This is a genomic window from Stenotrophomonas sp. 99219_Sma (assembly GCF_056480785.1).
The window spans coordinates 4,378,477-4,395,786 of record NZ_CM151117.1; the positions used below are offsets into that span (position 1 = coordinate 4,378,477).

Annotated in this window: 14 protein-coding genes and 1 pseudogene; 9 read left to right on the forward strand and 6 right to left on the reverse strand. The window is 68.7% G+C overall.

Translation table 11 applies throughout. The annotated features are described in order from the left end of the window. Positions 1-122: 122 nt before the first annotated feature. The 6 genes and pseudogenes from ACZK13_RS19970 (at position 123) to ACZK13_RS19995 (ending at position 6,867) form a co-directional block, all read left to right on the forward strand. A complete protein-coding gene (locus tag ACZK13_RS19970) occupies positions 123-812 on the forward strand; it encodes an RDD family protein (RefSeq protein ID WP_049400866.1) in 690 nt (229 codons plus the stop codon). Continuing rightward, positions 809-1,801, forward strand: a complete 993-nt coding sequence (locus ACZK13_RS19975) for a stage II sporulation protein M (protein ID WP_032129115.1) — start codon at positions 809-811, stop codon at positions 1,799-1,801. Before ACZK13_RS19970 ends, ACZK13_RS19975 begins: the two co-directional genes overlap by 4 nt. After that, positions 1,791-3,408 (forward strand): annotated as a pseudogene (locus ACZK13_RS19980) (DUF4129 domain-containing protein). The gene ACZK13_RS19975 and the pseudogene ACZK13_RS19980 overlap by 11 nt, the downstream one beginning before the upstream one ends. Next, complete coding sequence (locus ACZK13_RS19985) at positions 3,405-4,589, forward strand: DUF4350 domain-containing protein (RefSeq protein ID WP_253144148.1); 1,185 nt, start codon at positions 3,405-3,407, stop codon at positions 4,587-4,589. Before ACZK13_RS19980 ends, ACZK13_RS19985 begins: the two are co-directional and overlap by 4 nt. Further along, positions 4,586-5,572 carry an AAA family ATPase gene (locus tag ACZK13_RS19990; protein WP_005411535.1) on the forward strand — a complete coding sequence of 329 codons (987 nt, stop codon included), beginning with the start codon at positions 4,586-4,588 and terminating at the stop codon, positions 5,570-5,572. The genes ACZK13_RS19985 and ACZK13_RS19990 overlap by 4 nt, the downstream gene beginning before the upstream one ends. Then, positions 5,569-6,867, forward strand: a complete 1,299-nt coding sequence (locus ACZK13_RS19995; RefSeq protein WP_253144150.1) for a DUF58 domain-containing protein — start codon at positions 5,569-5,571, stop codon at positions 6,865-6,867. Before ACZK13_RS19990 ends, ACZK13_RS19995 begins: the two co-directional genes overlap by 4 nt. A gap of 793 nt (positions 6,868-7,660) precedes the next feature. Here the strand turns inward: ACZK13_RS19995 and ACZK13_RS20000 are convergent. Together ACZK13_RS20000 and ACZK13_RS20005 are read right to left on the reverse strand one after the other, a co-directional pair. Then, on the reverse strand, positions 7,661-8,839 hold the full coding sequence (locus ACZK13_RS20000; protein WP_253144152.1) for a glutathionylspermidine synthase family protein: 1,179 nt from the start codon (positions 8,837-8,839) through the stop codon (positions 7,661-7,663). Between the two features lie 7 nt (positions 8,840-8,846). Further along, a complete protein-coding gene (locus ACZK13_RS20005) occupies positions 8,847-9,419 on the reverse strand; it encodes a DUF1190 domain-containing protein (protein WP_125895412.1) in 573 nt (190 codons plus the stop codon). Between the two features lie 312 nt (positions 9,420-9,731). On the opposite strand from ACZK13_RS20005, the gene ilvD reads away from it, so the two are divergent. Continuing rightward, positions 9,732-11,570, forward strand: a complete 1,839-nt coding sequence (ilvD, locus tag ACZK13_RS20010) for a dihydroxy-acid dehydratase (RefSeq protein WP_253144154.1) — start codon at positions 9,732-9,734, stop codon at positions 11,568-11,570. Between the two features lie 138 nt (positions 11,571-11,708). Beyond that, a complete protein-coding gene (locus ACZK13_RS20015) occupies positions 11,709-12,326 on the forward strand; it encodes a hypothetical protein (RefSeq protein ID WP_253144157.1) in 618 nt (205 codons plus the stop codon). A 151-nt stretch (positions 12,327-12,477) separates the two neighbouring features. Here ACZK13_RS20015 and dinG read toward each other — a convergent pair whose 3' ends face one another. The 3 genes from dinG to aroE form a co-directional block, all read right to left on the reverse strand. Next, positions 12,478-14,580: an ATP-dependent DNA helicase DinG gene (gene dinG / locus ACZK13_RS20020; RefSeq protein WP_071228543.1), complete on the reverse strand. Its 2,103-nt coding sequence runs from the start codon at positions 14,578-14,580 to the stop codon at positions 12,478-12,480. Between the two features lie 167 nt (positions 14,581-14,747). Next, positions 14,748-15,101, reverse strand: coding sequence for a hypothetical protein (locus ACZK13_RS20025; protein WP_006400655.1), 354 nt, complete (start codon positions 15,099-15,101; stop codon positions 14,748-14,750). A gap of 3 nt (positions 15,102-15,104) precedes the next feature. After that, positions 15,105-15,950 (reverse strand): shikimate dehydrogenase, encoded by an 846-nt coding sequence (aroE, locus tag ACZK13_RS20030; protein ID WP_253144159.1) that lies wholly within the window; start codon positions 15,948-15,950, stop codon positions 15,105-15,107. A 48-nt stretch (positions 15,951-15,998) separates the two neighbouring features. Between aroE and ACZK13_RS20035 the strand changes: the two genes are divergently transcribed. Further along, positions 15,999-16,871, forward strand: a complete 873-nt coding sequence (locus ACZK13_RS20035; protein ID WP_180838705.1) for a TolB family protein — start codon at positions 15,999-16,001, stop codon at positions 16,869-16,871. A 150-nt stretch (positions 16,872-17,021) separates the two neighbouring features. Here the strand turns inward: ACZK13_RS20035 and ACZK13_RS20040 are convergent, their stop codons facing one another. Next, positions 17,022-17,291, reverse strand: a complete 270-nt coding sequence (locus ACZK13_RS20040; RefSeq protein ID WP_180838704.1) for an SHOCT domain-containing protein — start codon at positions 17,289-17,291, stop codon at positions 17,022-17,024. Between the last annotated feature and the right edge of the window lie 19 nt (positions 17,292-17,310).

The window sequence follows — 17,310 nt, forward strand, 5'->3', positions numbered from 1 at the left end:
CCCCCGACGCTGCCATGCGGCTCTGCTAAAGTCTTGGCCCGACCAGGACCTGTCGAGACCCCCATGCCTGTGGCTGCCCGCCGGAGAGGACTCCGGCGCCCACAACGAAGGCCATCGCGCTGATGGCCGCACCGATGCTCGATACCTACCGCGAGGTGGTGACGCCGGAGGGTGTGCCGCTGCAGTTGCCTGCCGCCGGCCCGGTACCGCGGGCGATGGCCTGGCTGGTCGATCTTGGCGTGCGCATCGCGGCACTGGTGCTGGTGTCCATTCCGCTGGCGCTGCTGGACAAGTTCGGCTCCGGCCTCTACCTGGTGCTGATGTTCCTGGTCTACTGGGCCTACCCGATCGTCTGCGAAGCGTTGTGGGGGCGCACGCTGGGCAAGCGTGCGCTGGGGCTGCGCGTGCTGTCCCGCGATGGCGCGCCGGTAGGCTGGATGGCGGCGATCACCCGCAACCTGCTGCGCACGGTGGACATGCTGCCGTTCGGCTATGCGCTGGGCCTGATCAGCAGCCTGTTCGATCCGCATGGCCGCCGCCTTGGCGACCTGGTGGCGGGCACCGTGGTGGTGCACGCACCCGCGCTGTACCTGCCACCGCCGCCGACCATCGACAGCGTGCTGGCCCCGCCGCAGCCGCTGCGACCAGAGGAACAGGCTGCGTTGATGGCCTTCGCCGAGCGCGCGCCACGGTTGTCGGCGGCGCGCCAGCAGGAGCTGGCCGGTATTGCCGAGCCACTGACCGGCACCCATGGCCAGGTCGGCGTGCTGCGCCTGTATGCGATGGCCAACTGGCTGCTGGGGCGGCGATGAAGCAGGAACAGTTCGTCGCCCGCTACCAGCAGGAATGGCAGGACCTGGAGCAGTGGCTGCTGCTGCGTGCCGGTGCCTCACGCCGCACGCGCCGCAAGGCCAGCGGCCTGGCACTGGACGACACCACCTTCCCGCAGCGCTACCGGCGGCTGTGCCAGCAACTGGCGCTGGCCCGCGAACGCGGCTACAGCCCGCAGCTGGTGCAGCGCCTGCAGCAGCTCATGCAGCAGGGCCACAGCGTGCTGTACCGCACGCCGCCGACGCGCTGGCGGGGTGCCCTGGAGTTCCTGGTGGCCGATTTCCCGCTGCTGGTGCGCAGCCAGGCGCGCAGCATGTGGGTGGCGCTGGCGATGTTCGCGCTGCCGGCGGTGGCCTGCTTCGTGCTGGTGCAGGTCTATCCGGACCTGATCCACATGCTGATGGACAACCGCCAGATCGCCGAGATGGAGCGCATGTACGATCCCGCCGCCGAGCGCCTGGGGCGTGACAGCGGCACCGACTGGATGATGTTCGGCCACTACATCATGAACAACATCAGCATCGCCCTGCGCACCTTCGCCAGCGGACTGCTGGCAGGGCTGGGCACGCTGCTGGTGCTGTTGTTCAACGGCGTGATCATCGGTTCGGTGGCCGGTCACCTGCAGCACATCGGCCATGGCGACCCGTTCTGGCGCTTCGTGGTCGGCCACGGTGCCTTCGAGCTGACCGCGATCGTGATCGCCGGCGGTGCCGGTCTGCAGCTGGGCATGAAGCTGCTGGCACCCGGCCGGCGCAGCCGCCTGGATGCACTGGTCGAAGGCGGCCGCATCGGCGCACGGCTGTGCCTCGGCGTCGCCTTCATGCTGCTGGTGGCCGCCTTCATCGAAGCCTTCTGGTCCTCGCTTGCCGAAGTACCGGCGTGGGGCAAGTTCAGCGTGGCCGGTGTGTTGTGGGCCGGCGTGCTGCTGTGGCTGTGGCGCGGCGGACGTGGAGGCGGCCATGCGCATTGACCGCCTGGACGTGGCGCTGCGCGCCCGCAGTGGCTGGGAAGCGATGGAGCTGGGCACCGCCCTGTCCCGCCGTCACGCGCGTGCGCTGTGGGGCAGCTGGCTGCTGGCCAGTGCACCGCTGTTCGTGATCTTCAACGCGCTGGGCTGGTGGCTGGATGCCTTCGGCTGGGCCTGGCTGGCGATGTGGTGGTGCAAGCCGCTGTTCGAACGCGCGCCGCTGTACGTGCTGTCACGCGGCATTTTCGGTGAGCCGGTCGGCACGCTGGCCGCGCTGCGCGCGCAGCGCCACTGGGGCAACAGCGGCTTCTGGGGCTACCTGGGCTGGCGCCGCTTCAGCGTGCTGCGCAGCCTGTGCCTGCCGGTGAACCTGCTGGAAGGCAACACACCGGGCCAGCGCGGCCCACGCCGTCGTGCGGTGGCAGCCGGCGCAGCGGGCGCGGCACTGGTACTGACGGTGACCTGCCTGGCGTTCGAAGCCGTGTTGGTATCCGGCGCGATCGGTGCGGTGTTCATGTTCATGCCACTGGAGCTGATGTCCGAATCGTGGCGTGCGGCGTGGGACATGATTGGCAAGGACACGCCGGCATGGGCACGGCTGGGCTTCAACCTGGCGTGCTGGCTGGCCTCGGTGCTGATCGGCCCGTTCTTCGTCGGTGCGGGCTTTGGCCTGTACCTGAACCGTCGAACGCAGATGGAAGCCTGGGACGTCGAAATCGCCCTGCGCCGCCTGCGCGAGCGGCTGCTGCCGGCAGCATCGACGCTGGCGCTGCTGCTGTGGCTGGCACTGCCGCTGGTGTCCGCACCGGTGCATGCGCAGGACGCGCAGACGGTCACGGAGCAGGCCGGCGATGCCGAAGAGGACGAAGACAGTGCGGAAGAACCGGCCACCGCGGCCAACGACCCCGCCAATACGCCGGCAATGATCTTCGGTACAGCGCCGGTGGACACCGCCGGTTTTCGTCAGGCAGTGAACCGCGCCTATGAAGACCCGCTGCAGCGCCCGACCCGCCAGGTCACCCGCTGGAAGCCGATCGAGCAGGCCGAGGGAAAAAAAGAAGGAAGACAAGCAGCTGCAGCGTGACACCAACAGCAAAGGTGAACGCAAAGCGCGCAAGGACGGCATCGCCTGGCTGGCACGGCTGGCCGAATGGGGCCTTTGGGGCCTGCTCGGCATCCTGCTGCTGGTGCTGCTGCTGACCGCGCGGCTGTGGCTGCCGTGGCTGCGTGGCAGTGGCCGGCGCAAGGCCGACGCTGCACCGAAGGTGCTGGAGGAGCAGGTGGAGTTGCCGGTGGTGCTGCCGCCGGACGTGGCCACCCAGGCCGGCCTGCTCTGGGACCAGGGCCGGCCGCGGCAGGCGCTGGCCCTGCTGTACCGCGCCAGCGTGCGCACGGTGGGCGAGCGCAGCGGTATCGCGCTTCCACCCGGTGCCACCGAAGCGCAATGCCTGCGCGCATCGCGACGCATGCCCCAGGCCAGCGACCGTGACCTGTTCGCGCGCATCGTGCGCATGTGGCAGTACGCCGCCTACGGTGGCCGCCTGCCCAGCCGCGCCGATTTCGATGCATTGGCCGATACCCTGCGCCAGCAGTACGGATGGCAGGCATGAGTCCGCGCCTGTTCTGGTCGCTGCTGCTGGGCTTGCTGGTGCTGCTCGGTGTGCCGCTGACCATCCTCTACCTGCGCACGCACGAACGGGTGACCGAGACGATCCGGCTGCCCCCACAGGGCGAGGCCGCCTACAACCCACTGTACGTGCTGGGTCAGGCCCTGCGCGCCGATGGCATCGACGTGCATTCGCGACCGCGGCTGGAGTTGCAGCAGATGACGCTGGGGCGCCACGACACGGTGGTGCTGCTGCAGGACAGCAGCGAACTGCCGCCGCCCGTCGCCAGCGCACTGCTGGACTGGGTGGACGCTGGTGGCCACCTGCTGGTACGTACGCCGCCGCCGGCCGAGGACGATGCCGGCAGCACACAGGGCCCCCTGCTGGACCGGCTGGGCGTAGACAGCCTGTTCCAGCGCAGCGACTGCCAGGCCTTCCATGTCGACGACGATCCGGGCCACGTCGAATTCTGTGGTGGCCGCCGCTTCACCCTGGGCTTTGCCGCCAGTGCGCAGGCCGAACGCCGCTGGGGCACTGATCGCGACCTGGTGTTCGCGCGCCTGCGCCACGGCCAGGGCAGAGTGAGCGTGCTGGCCGACATGGAGTTCATGCGCAGCGAAGTGGACTCACCGGCAGCGCGCCTGGCGTCGGCAGGTGGCGGGGCCAGCGACGGCCTGCACGACGCGTCGCATCGCGACCTGACCCGCTACCTGCTCGATCCGAACTATGGCAAGGGTGCGGTCTGGCTGGTCTATGCCAGCCGCCCGCCGTCGCTGTGGTCGCGCATGTTCTATCAGGGCTGGCCGTTGTGGGTGCCGTTGCTGCTGGCCCTGCTGGGCTGGCTGTGGGGCCGTTCACAGCGCTTCGGCAGCCTGCTGCCGTCGCCGGTGCTGGAACGTCGTTCACTGCTGGAGCACGTGCGTGCCAGTGGCGAACTGCTGCTGCGCTTCGGTCACGGCATACGCCTGTACGAGGCCGTGCTCGCCCTGTTCCTGCACCGCCTGCGCCTGCGCGCACCGATTGCCGCCGCATTGGATGGTGCGCCGCGCGATCAGGCCATCGCCGAGCTGCTGAAGTGGCCGCAGGGCCGCGTCGCCAGCGCGCTCACGCCCCCACCGCCGCACGATTCCTCCGCCCTGCGCGAGCGCATCCGCTTGCTGCTCCAGATGAGATCCCTGCTATGACTGAAGTCCCCGAGCTGCCGGCGGCTGCCAACGCCCGCCTGATCGAACGCGTCGATGCCATCCGCGATGCCGTCGGCCACGCCTTCATCGGCCAGGCCGATGTGCTGGACCAGATCCTGGTGGCGCTGCTTGCCGGTGGTCACGTGCTGATCGAGGGCGTGCCCGGGCTGGGCAAGACCCTGCTGGTGCGCGCACTGGCACAGGCCCTGGAGCTGGATTACGGGCGTGTACAGTTCACCCCCGACCTGATGCCCAGCGACGTCAGCGGCCACGCGGTGTACGACCCGAAGAGCGAGAGCTTCAAGATCCGCCGCGGCCCGGTGTTCACCAACCTGCTGCTGGCCGACGAGATCAACCGTGCACCCGCCAAGACCCAGTCGGCGCTGCTGGAAGTGATGCAGGAAGGCCAGGTGACCATCGAAGGCAAGGCCTTCACCCTGGCGCCGCCGTTCATGGCGCTGGCCACGCAGAACCCGCTGGAGCAGGAAGGCACCTACCCGCTGCCGGAAGCACAGCTGGACCGCTTCCTGCTGAAGGTGCTGATCGACTACCCGCAGCTGGAGGACGAGAAGCGCATGGTGACCGCGATCACCAGCGGCCGTGCCGCCAGCGATTTCGACCTGAGCCAGGTACCACGCGTGCTCGGTGCTGGTGAGCTGCTGGAACTGCAGCGCGCCACTGCTGCGATCACCGTCGACGACGAAGTGATCGACTACGCGGTGCGGATTGTGGCGGCCACAAGGCAGTGGCCGGGTATCGCGGTCGGCGCTGGCCCGCGTGGCAGCATCGCGCTGGTGCGTGCCTCGCGCGCGCAGGCGGTGCTGGCCGGTCGTGATTTCGTCACTCCGGATGATGTGCGCGACATCGCACGCCCGGCGCTGCGCCACCGCATCGCGCTGGCCCCGGAACTGCAGATCGAAGGCCAGGACGCCGACGACGTGCTGGGCGCGCTGCTGGCCAAGGTGGAAGCGCCGCGCCGATGAGGCCGGCCCCGCTGCTGCTGGCACTGCTGCTGGCCTGGGCTGCCCAGGGCGGTCTGGTGCTGGGCGGTCTGCTGCCGCGCTGGAGCTGGGCGCTGGCGGCGCTGGCGATTGCCGTGCCGGCGCTGATGGATCTGTGGCGCCAGTGGCGGCGTCCGTCGCCGCAGGTGCAGCGCGAACTGCCCGAAGCGCTGGCACTGGGCGTGCGCCGCGAGGCTGCACTGCGGCTGCAGGCGGACGCACCGATGACGGTGCAGGTGTTCGACCTGGTCCCCGGCGGCTGGCCGCTGGAATCACTGCCGCAGCGCGTGCGCCTGCAGGCCGGCAGTGCCTCCACCCTGCACTACCACTTGCAGCCGCTGCAGCGTGGGCATTTCCGCTTCGAAGGCGTGCACCTGCGCATGCGTTCGCCGTGGCGGCTGTGGTGGCAGCAACGCACGCTGCCGCCCGCACTGGACGTGCGGGTCTATCCGAACTTCGTGCCGCTCACCCGCTTTGCCCTGTTCAGTGCCGACCAGGCCTCGCGGCTGGTCGGTGCACACGTGAAGCGCCGCCGCGGTGAAGGCACCGACTTCCACCAGATGCGCGAGTACCGCATCGGCGACAGCCTGCGCCAGCTCGACTGGAAGGCCACCGCGCGTGCGCGCAAGCTGATCTCGCGCGAATACCAGGACGAGAAGAACCAGCAGCTGCTGCTGATGCTCGACAGCGGTCGGCGCATGCTGGCCAGCGAAGGCGGGCTCTCGCACTTCGACCATGCCTTGAACGCCTCGCTGGTGGTGGCCTACCTGGCGTTGCGCCAGGGCGACGCCGCCGGCCTGTTCGCCACCGGTGGCGAGCGCCGTTGGGTGGCGCCGCAGCGCGGCATGGGCACCGTCGAGCACCTGCTGCGCGCCAGCTACGACCTGCAGCCGCGCGCGGTGGCCACCGACTACCTGGCCGCCGCCACCGAAGTGTCGCTGCGCCAGCGCCGGCGTGCGCTGGTGATGCTGGTCAGCAACGTGCGCGACGAAGACATCGAAGACCTGCTGGCGGCGGTGCGCCTGCTGCAGCAGCGCCACCTGGTATGCGTGGCCAGCCTGCGCGAGCGTGAGCTGGACGGCGTGCTGGACAGCGAAGTGCAGACACTGGAAGACGCCACCCAGGCCGGTGCAGCGGCGCTGTACCTGCAGCAGCGCGCGAAGGCGCACGAGGCGCTGCGCAGCGAGAAGGTGATGGTGCTGGACGTAACCGCCGATGCCCTGCCCGGTGCTCTGGTGGAACGCTACCTGGCGGTGAAGCGCGAAGGGCTGCTCTGATACCAGCGATAGATCTGGTGGGAGCCAACAACGGTTGCCGGCCAGCGGCCGGCACTACCCCTGCAACAACCGACGCTTCGCTCTGGCAGGTGCCAACCTTGGTTGGCACGAAACCCACGGCGCCGACCAAGGTCGGCATCTACCAACGGCGATTGCCGGCCAGCGGCCGGCACTACCCCTGCAACAACCGACGCATCGCTCTGGTAGGTGCCAACCTTGGTTGGCACGAACCCACAGCGCCGACCAGGGTCGGCATCTACCAACGGCGATTGCCGGCCAGCGGCCGGCACTACCCCTGCAACAACCGACGCACCGCTCTGGTGGGTGCCAACCTTGGTTGGCACGAACCCACAGCGCCGACCAGGGTCGGCATCTACCAACGGCGATTGCCGGCCAGCGGCCGGCACTACCCCTGCAACAACCGACGCACCGCTCTGGTGGGTGCCAACCTTGGTTGGCACGAACCCACAGCGCCGACCAGGGTCGGCATCTACCAACAGCGGTAGCCGGCCAGCGGCCGGCACTACCCCTGCAACAGCCGATGCATCACTCTGGTAGGTGCCAACCTTGGTTGGCACGAACCCACAGCGCCGACCAAGGTCGGCATCTACCAACGGCGATTGCCGGCCAGCGGCCGGCACTACCCCTGCAACAGCCGACGCATCGCTCTGGTGGGTGCCAACCTTGGTTGGCACGGAATCAACGGCGCCGACCAAGGTCGGCCACTACCCACAGCGGTTGTTCTACGACCGGCGTCGGTTGCCCACGCCGGCCCGGGGGCGCCGCACCGTCATCAGACGTAGATCCGCGTCGGCGCCTCATCAACGATCGCGTGCGGCACGAAGCGCGCGCTGTCGCGGGTGATCGCACTGTCGTCCTCGCGGATGCCGATGCCGCAGGCGTGGTCACCCACCACCCAGCTGCCGATCAGCGGGTAGCCGCCTTCGAAGCGGGTCAGCGGATGCGCACGCTGGATGATCGCCGGGCCGTCGTAGGGACCGTCGCTGCGCTGGGTGCTGCCATCGGCCAGGTGCATCTCGATGTTGGCGCCTTCGCGCGAGAACAGCGGCTTGCGCACCCAGCCCGAGGCCAGCGTGCTGCCGTCATCGAAATGCGCTTCCAGCAGGTTCGGATGGCCCACGTTGCGCTGCCACAGCAGCGGCAGGATGCCCTTGTTGCTCAGCACCGCCTTCCACGCCGGCTCCAGCAGCTGCACGCCCGAACCGGGCAGCGCGCGGCCGAACTCTTCCGCCATCAGGTCTTCCAGCGGGTACAGCTTGAACAGCGTGCCGATCACCGAATCGTCCAGCGCGGTGAAGCGGCCGTCCTCGGACAGGCCGATATCCTCGATGGCGATGGCCTGGCCATGCAGGCCGGCCTGCGACGCACAGTCGCGCAGGTAGTCGACGGTGCCGCGGTCTTCTTCCGAACTGCCCACGGCGCTGAAATACAGCGGTGGCGGCAACTGCGTGGCCAGTTCGCCGAAACGTTCGACCAGCGCTTCGTGGATCGCGTTGAACTGGTCGGCATGCTGCGGCAGGCGACCGGCGTTGCGCTGGTCTTCCAGCCACTGCCACTGGAAGAAGCTGGCCTCGAACAGCGAGGTCGGCGTGTCGTAGTTCAGTTCGTACAGCTTGGCCGGGCCGGTACCGTCGTAGGCCAGGTCCAGGCGACCGTACAGATGCGGCTGGCGCTGGCGCCAGCTGTTGGCGATCCAGTCGCGGTAATGCGACGGAATCGCCAGCTGGTCCATCAATCGTTCGCTGCCGATGACATCACCGACCAGGTCCAGCGCCATCCGGTGCAGCTCGGCGCTGGGGTCTTCGATGTCCTGTTCGATCTGGCGCAGGGTGAAGGCGTAGTACGCGCTTTCATCCCAATACGGCTGGCCGTCGATGGTGTGGAAGCGGAAACCCGCTTCATCCGCACGTGCCCGCCACTGGGCACGCTCGGCAATCCGGATGCGCTGCATGGGTCGATCAGCCGCCGTAGCTGCCGCTGGTGCTGCGGCGTGCGCTGGTGTTGCCGAAGCCACCACGGCTGGCGGTGACCGCACGGTTCGGCTCGCTGGTGACCGGGGCCAGGCCGGCCTTGCCCGCGCCGATGCCGCTGGCGGTGTTCAGGCCACCGGTACCGCCCGGTGCCGGACGCGCCCATCCAGCGCTCTTGTCCTGGTAGGCCGGCGCCGCCGCCGGCGCCTGCGGCGCGAGGCCGCCGCGGTTGCTCAGCATCTGCGACATGAAGAAGCCCATCATCATCGGGCCGATGAACGAGGTACCGGCCGAGGTGTGCTGCTGCACGCACTGTTCCGGCTTGTAGTCCTTCTCGCAGGCTTCCTTGCTGGCGTACTTCGGCGCCGCATCGGCGGCCTGCTTCTGCGCTTCGGCGAAGGCATTGCGGCACGACGAGGGATCGCCGGTGGCCTCGGTGCAGGCCTCCACCGAGGTGTACAGGCCTTCCTGCACCTTCACCTCCGGCTCCTTCTGGCAGGCGGTGAACAGCAGCGGCGCAGCGCTCATCAGCAGCAGCGCGGTGGTGCGGGAACGTTTCATGGCCTCATGCCCTGTCGACGGATCAATGCCCCAATGATGCCAAATCCGGACCAGCAACCGGAATCGGCAAAGTCCGAAAGATGAACGGACTTTCATTTTCGTCGGGCATTGGGGTCAGAGCCCATCGCGCCGCGATGGGATCCGACCCCGGGCGGCGCACCGCTCTGGCAGGTGCCAATCTTGGTTGGCACACACGGCACGGCGCCGACCAAGGTCGGCATCTACCGAAAACGGGTGGTTGCAGCAGCAACCGAAAAAATTGGCCATGATCGGGCGACCCCCACGTTGTACGGCCCGCCCGTTCCGCCAGCCATGCCTGAATACCGCTCCCGCACCTCCACCGCCGGCCGCAACATGGCCGGCGCCCGCGCCCTGTGGCGTGCCACCGGCATGAAGGACGGCGACTTCCACAAGCCGATCATCGCCATCGCCAACTCCTTCACCCAGTTCGTGCCCGGCCACGTGCACCTGAAGGACCTCGGCCAGCTGGTCGCGCGCGAGATCGAACAGGTCGGCGGCGTCGCCAAGGAATTCAACACCATCGCCGTGGACGACGGCATCGCGATGGGCCACGACGGCATGCTGTATTCGCTGCCCAGCCGCGAGATCATCGCCGATGCCGTGGAGTACATGGTCAACGCGCACTGCGCCGACGCGCTGGTGTGCATCAGCAACTGCGACAAGATCACCCCCGGCATGCTGATGGCCGCGCTGCGCCTCAACATCCCGGTGGTGTTCGTCTCCGGCGGGCCGATGGAAGCGGGCAAGACCAAGCTGTCCGAGCACAAGCTGGACCTGGTCGATGCGATGGTGGTGGCCGCCGATGACAGCGCCTCCGACGAGAAGGTCGCCGCGTTCGAGCGCAGCGCCTGCCCCACCTGCGGCTCCTGCTCGGGCATGTTCACCGCCAACTCGATGAACTGCCTGACCGAAGCGCTGGGCCTGTCGCTGCCGGGCAATGGCACCACGCTGGCCACCCATGCCGACCGCGAGGCGCTGTTCCGCCGCGCCGGCCGCCTGATCGTCGAACTCTGCCACCGCTGGTATGGCGGCGAAGACCCGAGCGCGCTGCCGCGCGGCATCGCCACCCAGGCCACGTTCGCCAACGCGATGACCCTGGACATCGCCATGGGCGGTTCCACCAACACCATCCTGCATCTGCTGGCTGCCGCGCAGGAAGCGGAGGTCGACTTCGACCTGACCCACATCGACGCGCTGTCGCGGCGCGTACCGCAGCTGTGCAAGGTGGCGCCGAACACGCCGAAGTACCACATCGAGGACGTGCACCGCGCCGGCGGCGTGTTCGGCATCCTCGGTGAACTGGACCGCGCCGGCCTGCTCGAAACCACGGTGCCGACCGTGCACAGCGCCAGCCTGGCCGAAGCACTGGAACGCTGGGACGTGGTGCGCAGTGACAACGACACCCTGCATACCTTCTTCAAGGCTGGCCCGGCCGGCATCCCCACCCAGGAAGCCTTCAGCCAGGCCACGCGCTGGCCGACGCTGGACGTGGACCGCGCCGAGGGCTGCATCCGCTCGCTGCAGCACGCGTATTCGCTGGAAGGCGGGCTGGCCGTGCTGCGCGGCAACCTGGCCATCGATGGCTGCGTGGTGAAGACCGCCGGCGTGGACGAGTCGATCCATGTGTTCGAAGGCCCCGCGCGCGTCTACGAAAGCCAGGACGCCGCCGTCGCCGGCATCCTCGCTGACGAGGTGCAGCCGGGCGAGGTGGTGGTCATCCGCTACGAAGGCCCGAAGGGCGGCCCCGGCATGCAGGAGATGCTGTACCCGACCAGCTATCTGAAATCGAAGGGGCTGGGCAAGCAATGTGCGCTGCTCACCGATGGCCGCTTTTCCGGCGGAACCTCGGGCCTGTCGATCGGCCATGTCTCGCCGGAAGCCGCCAGTGGCGGTGTCATCGGCCTGGTGGAAAACGGCGACCGCATCCGCATCGACATCCCGGCGCGCCGCATCGATCTGCTGCTGGATGAGGCCACGCTGGCCCAGCGCCGCGCCGACGCCGATGCCCGCGGCTGGAAGCCGCGCGCACCGCGCCCGCGCAAGGTCACCAGCGCGCTGAAGGCTTACGCGCTGCTCGCCACCAGCGCCGACAAGGGCGCCGTACGCAACACCGCCCTGCTGGGCGATTGACCCCCGTGCGGTAGTGCCGGCCGCTGGCCGGCATCTGCACTGCGACGCCCCACATCAATGAGGTTGCCGGCCAGCGGCCGGCGCTACCCCTCCTGATCCGTTATGGTGGTCCAGGAAGTCACCAACACGGAGGTTGAGATGATGTTGCTTTCCTTTGCGCTGGCCGCTGCCATGGGCACGTCAGCCGAACCGCCCAAAGCCCCGGACTGCAGCTACGACCGTGCCGCGATGCTGGCGATGGAACCTGGCCGATTCGATCAGGATCTGGCAGGTGGCTGGCGCCCGCTGGCCGACCGTGGCTGTACCCGCGAAGCGGCCGACCTGCTGTCCGCCTACGGCGCTCTGCCCAAGGCAGAAGGCAACGTCATCATCACCTGGCACGAGGGCCAGCTGCGCGCGGAGCTGGGGCAGACCGCGCAGGCGATCACGCTGATGGAACGCAGCCACAAACCCGTGAACGCGGGCGACCCGGGTTACTGGAATGCCTACGTGGACGGCATGGTCGCGTTCCTGCGCCAGGACCGCAGCGCCCTGGAGAAGGCTCGTGCGAGGCTGGTCGCGATACCGACGCCCACCGCGATGGCGGAGAACATCAAGGACGGTCGCTACCAGTTCACCACCGAAGGCGGGCAGCAGGTGCAGATGCCGTGGCCGCCCAACCTGGATGTGCTTGATGGGCTACTGCGCTGCTTCGGCAAACCCTACATGGAGGCCTATGGGCCAGGCTGCCGGACGCCTGAAACAGGCACCCGGTAACCACCAAGCGCCGCTGTCCGATCGTCAGCCCGTGCGGTAGTGCCGGCTGCTGGCCGGCATCTGTACAGTGCTCGCAAAAAAGGGGACGGAGGGAATTAAGTCGTTTTTGCCATAAACGACTTAATTCCCTCCGTCCCCTTTTTGCTACTGGTCAGCCGATCACGCGCTTGAACGGGGGCAGCGCGTCGATGATGCGCTTGCCGTAGCGGCGGGTCAGCAGTCGCGAATCAAGAATGACCACGCGGCCGGTGTCGGTGGAGGTGCGGATCAGGCGGCCGGCGAACTGGGTCAGCGTGCGCAGCGCGTGCGGAATCGCGATCAGGTTGAAGGCATTGAGGCCACGCCCCTCGAACCACTCACTGAGCGTGGCGGTCTGCGGATCGGTCGGCACCGCGAACGGCACCTGGGTGATTACCACCGTGGTGCAGGCCTCACCGGGCAGGTCGAGGCCTTCGCCGAACGAATTCAGGCCGAACAGCACCGAGCCTTCGCCTGCCGCCACGCGCCGCAGATGCTCGTCGATCAGCCGGGTCTTGGACATCTCGCCCTGCACCAGCACCTGCTTTCGGCGCGCGGCCGACATCAGCCCGGCTACCTTCTCCATCTTCCAGCGCGAGGTGAACAGCACCATCGAGCCCTTGGCCCAGTCCAGTTCGGTGTCCAGGTAGCGCGCCACTTCGCGCGGGTGCCCTTCGCGATCGTCCGGGGTGACCGGGAACTTCGGCACGATCAGCTCGGCCTGGTTGGGCAGGTCGAACGGCGACGACAGCGAGACCATCTCGGCCTCTTCGGGAATGCCGTTGTCGATCGCCAGCGACTGGAAGTCGCCACCGCCGGTCAGCGTCGCCGAGGTCATCACCACCGAGTCCACTTCATCCCACAGCAGCTTGCGCAGCACGTGCGCGGCCGACACCGGCGAGCCATGCAGCACCAGGTCGCCGTCGCGGGTGGCGGTGACCCAGCGCGCCATCGGCGGCGCGCCGTCCTTGTCCTCGCGGCGCCAGGCCTGCCACAGGTTGTACTGCTGCTCGATCATTTCCAGCGCCATGCCCAGGTTGCGCTGCAGGCGCTCGCGCGCGGCATCGTCCGGCTTGCCCTTGGCGACCTGCGCGGTGGCGGCATGCGCCCAGTTGTAGAGGCTGCGGGTGTCGTCGGCCAGCGCTTCGATCGGCTCGCGCCAGGCCTCGGGCAGACGACCATTGGCGGCGCGCCACATCGGTTCCTCGTCGGCCGGTGCCGGCATCCACACCCGCTCGACGTGGTCGCGGAACGCGCGCAGCTGCTTGGCCACGTTGCTGGCCACCTCGATCGCCTCGTTCGGCAACAGGTTGCCCAACCGATCCTTGTCGACCGCGCGGTAGGCGCCGGCGATCAGGATCTGCAGGCGGCCGGTGCGCTTGGCCATCTCGTCCAGCGCCAGGCTGGCCGCGCCCTGGTCGATCGCCACGTTGCCGATGTGATGGCCTTCGTCCAACACCAGCAGCATGTCCGACGGCGGGGCGATCAACGGCTGGCCGTTGTCGCTGTCACCGATCGACAGCGCCGACAGCAGCAGCGCGTGGTTGGTGACCACGATCTGTGCGTCGCGCACCGTATTGCGCGAACGCAGCACCGCGCACTGCGCCGAATAGGCACAGCGGCGCCCGGCGCAACCCGAAGCCGGCGTGGTGATGCGGCTGCGCAGGCCGGGGCTGATGGTCTCCGGCGCGTTGTCGATGTCGCCATCCCAGCTGCCACCGGTGAAGGCATCGGTCAGGCGCTTGGCGATGTCCATCTCGATCGGCGCCAGTGGCCGGTCGAACAAGGGTGCGTCGTCCTCGAACATGCCACCCTGCGAGCCCTCGCCCTGCGCTTCGGCAGCATTGCGCGTGCACAGGTAGCGGGTACGGCCCTTGGCCAGCGCGACGGTCGCTTCCAGGCCGGTGGCTTTCAGGAAATTCGGAATGTCGCGCTCGACCAGCTGCGACTGCAGCGCCACGGTGCCGGTGCTGATCACCAGCTTCTTCTTGCTGGCCAGCGCGATCGGTACACCTGCAGTGAGGTAGCCCAGGCTCTTGCCGACGCCGGTGGGCGCTTCGACCACGCCGACGCCACCGCTTTTCGACAACGCACGCGACACCACGCCGATCATCTGGCTCTGCGAGCGGCGGGTGGAGAAGCCGGGGGTATTGGCCTGCAGCGTCGTGTACGCCTTGCGGATCGCGTCCTTCAAGGTGTCATCGAGCGTGCGCGGAGCGGCGACGGTTTCGGTCACGCCGGGAAGTACCGTGGCTGGATCAGGCCGGTCATTGTCGCATGGCCGGCCGCGTTCACCGTCGCTGGCACCCTGAACGGGCCAGCGACGACGCCAGGCGGCGGTCACGGTCCGATGGGCGGACCGCCCAAGGGCCAGATACGCCGGGCATGGCCCGGCGCTACCGGTCAGGATGCCGGGATCGTGCGGGTACGCAGCAGGCGCACCAGGGCCCACACCAGCAGCACCACGCCGATGGCCTCGACCATCGCCAGCGCGAAGTGCAGCACGCCAAGGATGGCACTCATGCCCGAGATGGCGTCGAAGTTGCCGCTGTTGATCAACCACATCGGCAGGATGCCGGCGGCCATGCCGCCGAGGCTGGACAGCAGCAACAGCACCAGGCCGACCAGGGCGCCGGTGCGGGTGGCATCGCGCGGTGCGCCGACCACCCAGACCAGGCCCACGCACAGTGCGATCAGCACCGGCAGGCGCACGCCCACGATGCTCAGCACCGTCACCATCAGGGTCGTGTTGTCCATCGATCAGTCCTCGCCGGCCAGCACGGCCGAGCCCTGCCGCAGCGTCTGGTAGACCTCGTCGGTCTGCGGACGCACACCGTGCCACTGCAGGAAGCTCTCGGCGGCCTGCTCGACCAGCATGCCCAGGCCATCCACGGTATTGCGGCAGTTCGCCGAACGCGCCCAGGCCAGGAAGGCGATGGCGGCCTCGCCGTAGTTCAGGTCGACGGCGGTGGTCATCGAGTTGACCAGCGACAGCGGCAGCTTGAACTCAACGTCGCGGTCGCGGCCGGCCGAGGTGGCATTGACGATCAGTTCGAAGTCGCCCAGCTCGCGCAGGTCTTCCCAGTAGCGGCTGATCGCGCGGCCCGGTTCGCCCATCGCGTCGATCAGTTCATCGGCGCGTTCCGGCGTGCGGTTGACCACCACCAGCTCAGTGATTCCAGCATCGAGGAAGGCCGGAGCGACGCTGCGCGCGGAGCCGCCGGCACCGATCAGCAGCATGCGGCGGCCGCGCAGGTCCAGGCCGTGGCGGTCGGTCAGGTCGCGCACCAGGCCGATGCCGTCGGTGGTGTCACCGTGCCAGCGGTCGCCCTTGCGCAGCAGCGTGTTGACCGAACCGGCGCGGCGCGCACGTGCAGTCAGCGTGGTGCACACCGAGAACGCGGCTTCCTTGTGCGGCGAGGTGACGTTGGCGCCGACGCCGCCCTCTGAGGCGAACGCCTCCAGGCCGGCCAGGAACGCATCCGGGGCCAGGTCGATCGCGCGGTAATCCACCGCGATGCCTTCCTGGCGACCGAACGTCGCGTGGATCTGCGGCGACTTCGAGTGGGCAACGGGGTGTCCGAAGACGGCGTAACGGTCGGTCATGGAATCCTCAAGCTGGCTAGACTGATGCTCTTTCGTGCACGGACCCGGATGATGCGCATCACCCCGCCCCTGCTGGTGCTTGCCGCCAGTCTACTCTCTGCCCCCGTGGCGATGGCGTTGAACGAGTACGGCATCGAAGGCATGGGCGTGGTCTCGACCCGTGCCGACGAGGGCCGCGCCACGATCAGCGCCGATGGCCAGCGCATCGTTTTCGCCCGCCGTGGCGAGGCCGGTTGGGGCCTGTGGGAGGCGCGCGTGGTGGACGGCCGCTGGCAGCAGGCGCAGGCCTTGCCGGTAGGCGTGGCCGGTGAAGCCCATGATCCCTACTTCAGCCGCGACGGCCGCTGGCTGCTGTTCGCGGCCGGCCGCGAGGGCAAGCTGGCGCTGTATCGGGCCGCTCTCGCCACCGATGGCCAACTGGGTACCGCGCAGCTGCTGGCGGGCGACGCGGGCCGCCGGGAAGAGCGCGGGCCGGCCCTGAGCGCGGATGGCAGGCAGCTGTTGTTTGCCCGCCAGCAGGGCCGTGGTGCCGGCTGGGACCTGTTCGTGGCGACGCTGGATGCGCAGGGACTGCGTGGCCCGGCCAGCGCACTGAGCGCGTTGAACAGTGCCGACGACGAGACCGACGGCGACTGGCTGGGGCATGACGGCGCCGTGGTGTTCAGCCGCGGCAACGGCACGACCACGCAGGTGTGGAGCAGCGGCTGTGCGTGGACCGGTGCGGCGCTGCAGCCATTGGGGCTGTCGTTCAACCAGGCCAGCGGCTGGACCGGCGCGCCGGTGATCGACAACGCCAAGCCGGGCGAGATGATGGTCGCCAGCAGTGCGGCGAAGGCACCGCGTGCCGGTGGCGTGGACGTGTACCGGTTGGCGGTGCCGAAGGTGGTGGCGGTTGCGGGGTGCGTGCCGGGCGCACGGTGACGGCAAACGCCAACCAAGGTTGGCGGCTACCAGGGCGATGGAGGCGCCAGGTGCGTGCGGTAGATCCACGCCGTGCGTGGATGGCCGTTTGGTAGATGCCAACCTTGGTTGGCATGCGGGAAAGTGCCAACCAAGGTTGGCACCCACCCGTCAGCGCGACAACACCTTGGCGCGCTGCTGCTCGTACTCGATCTCGCTCAGCTGGCCATTGTCCTTGCGCTGGTTCAGCGCGGCCAGTTCGGCCTGCACGCTGTCCGGCAGGGCCTGCTCACGGGCCACGTGGCGCGCGGCGGAGAGCTGCTCCGGCGGGCGCTTGCCGGCCCGCCAGGCGGCGATGAAGACACCGACGATGATGGCGCCGAACACCAGCGTACCGGTGCCCCAGATCAGCCATTGCATCCACCCCAGTTCGGGTCCCATCGCGCAGTCCTCCGTCTAT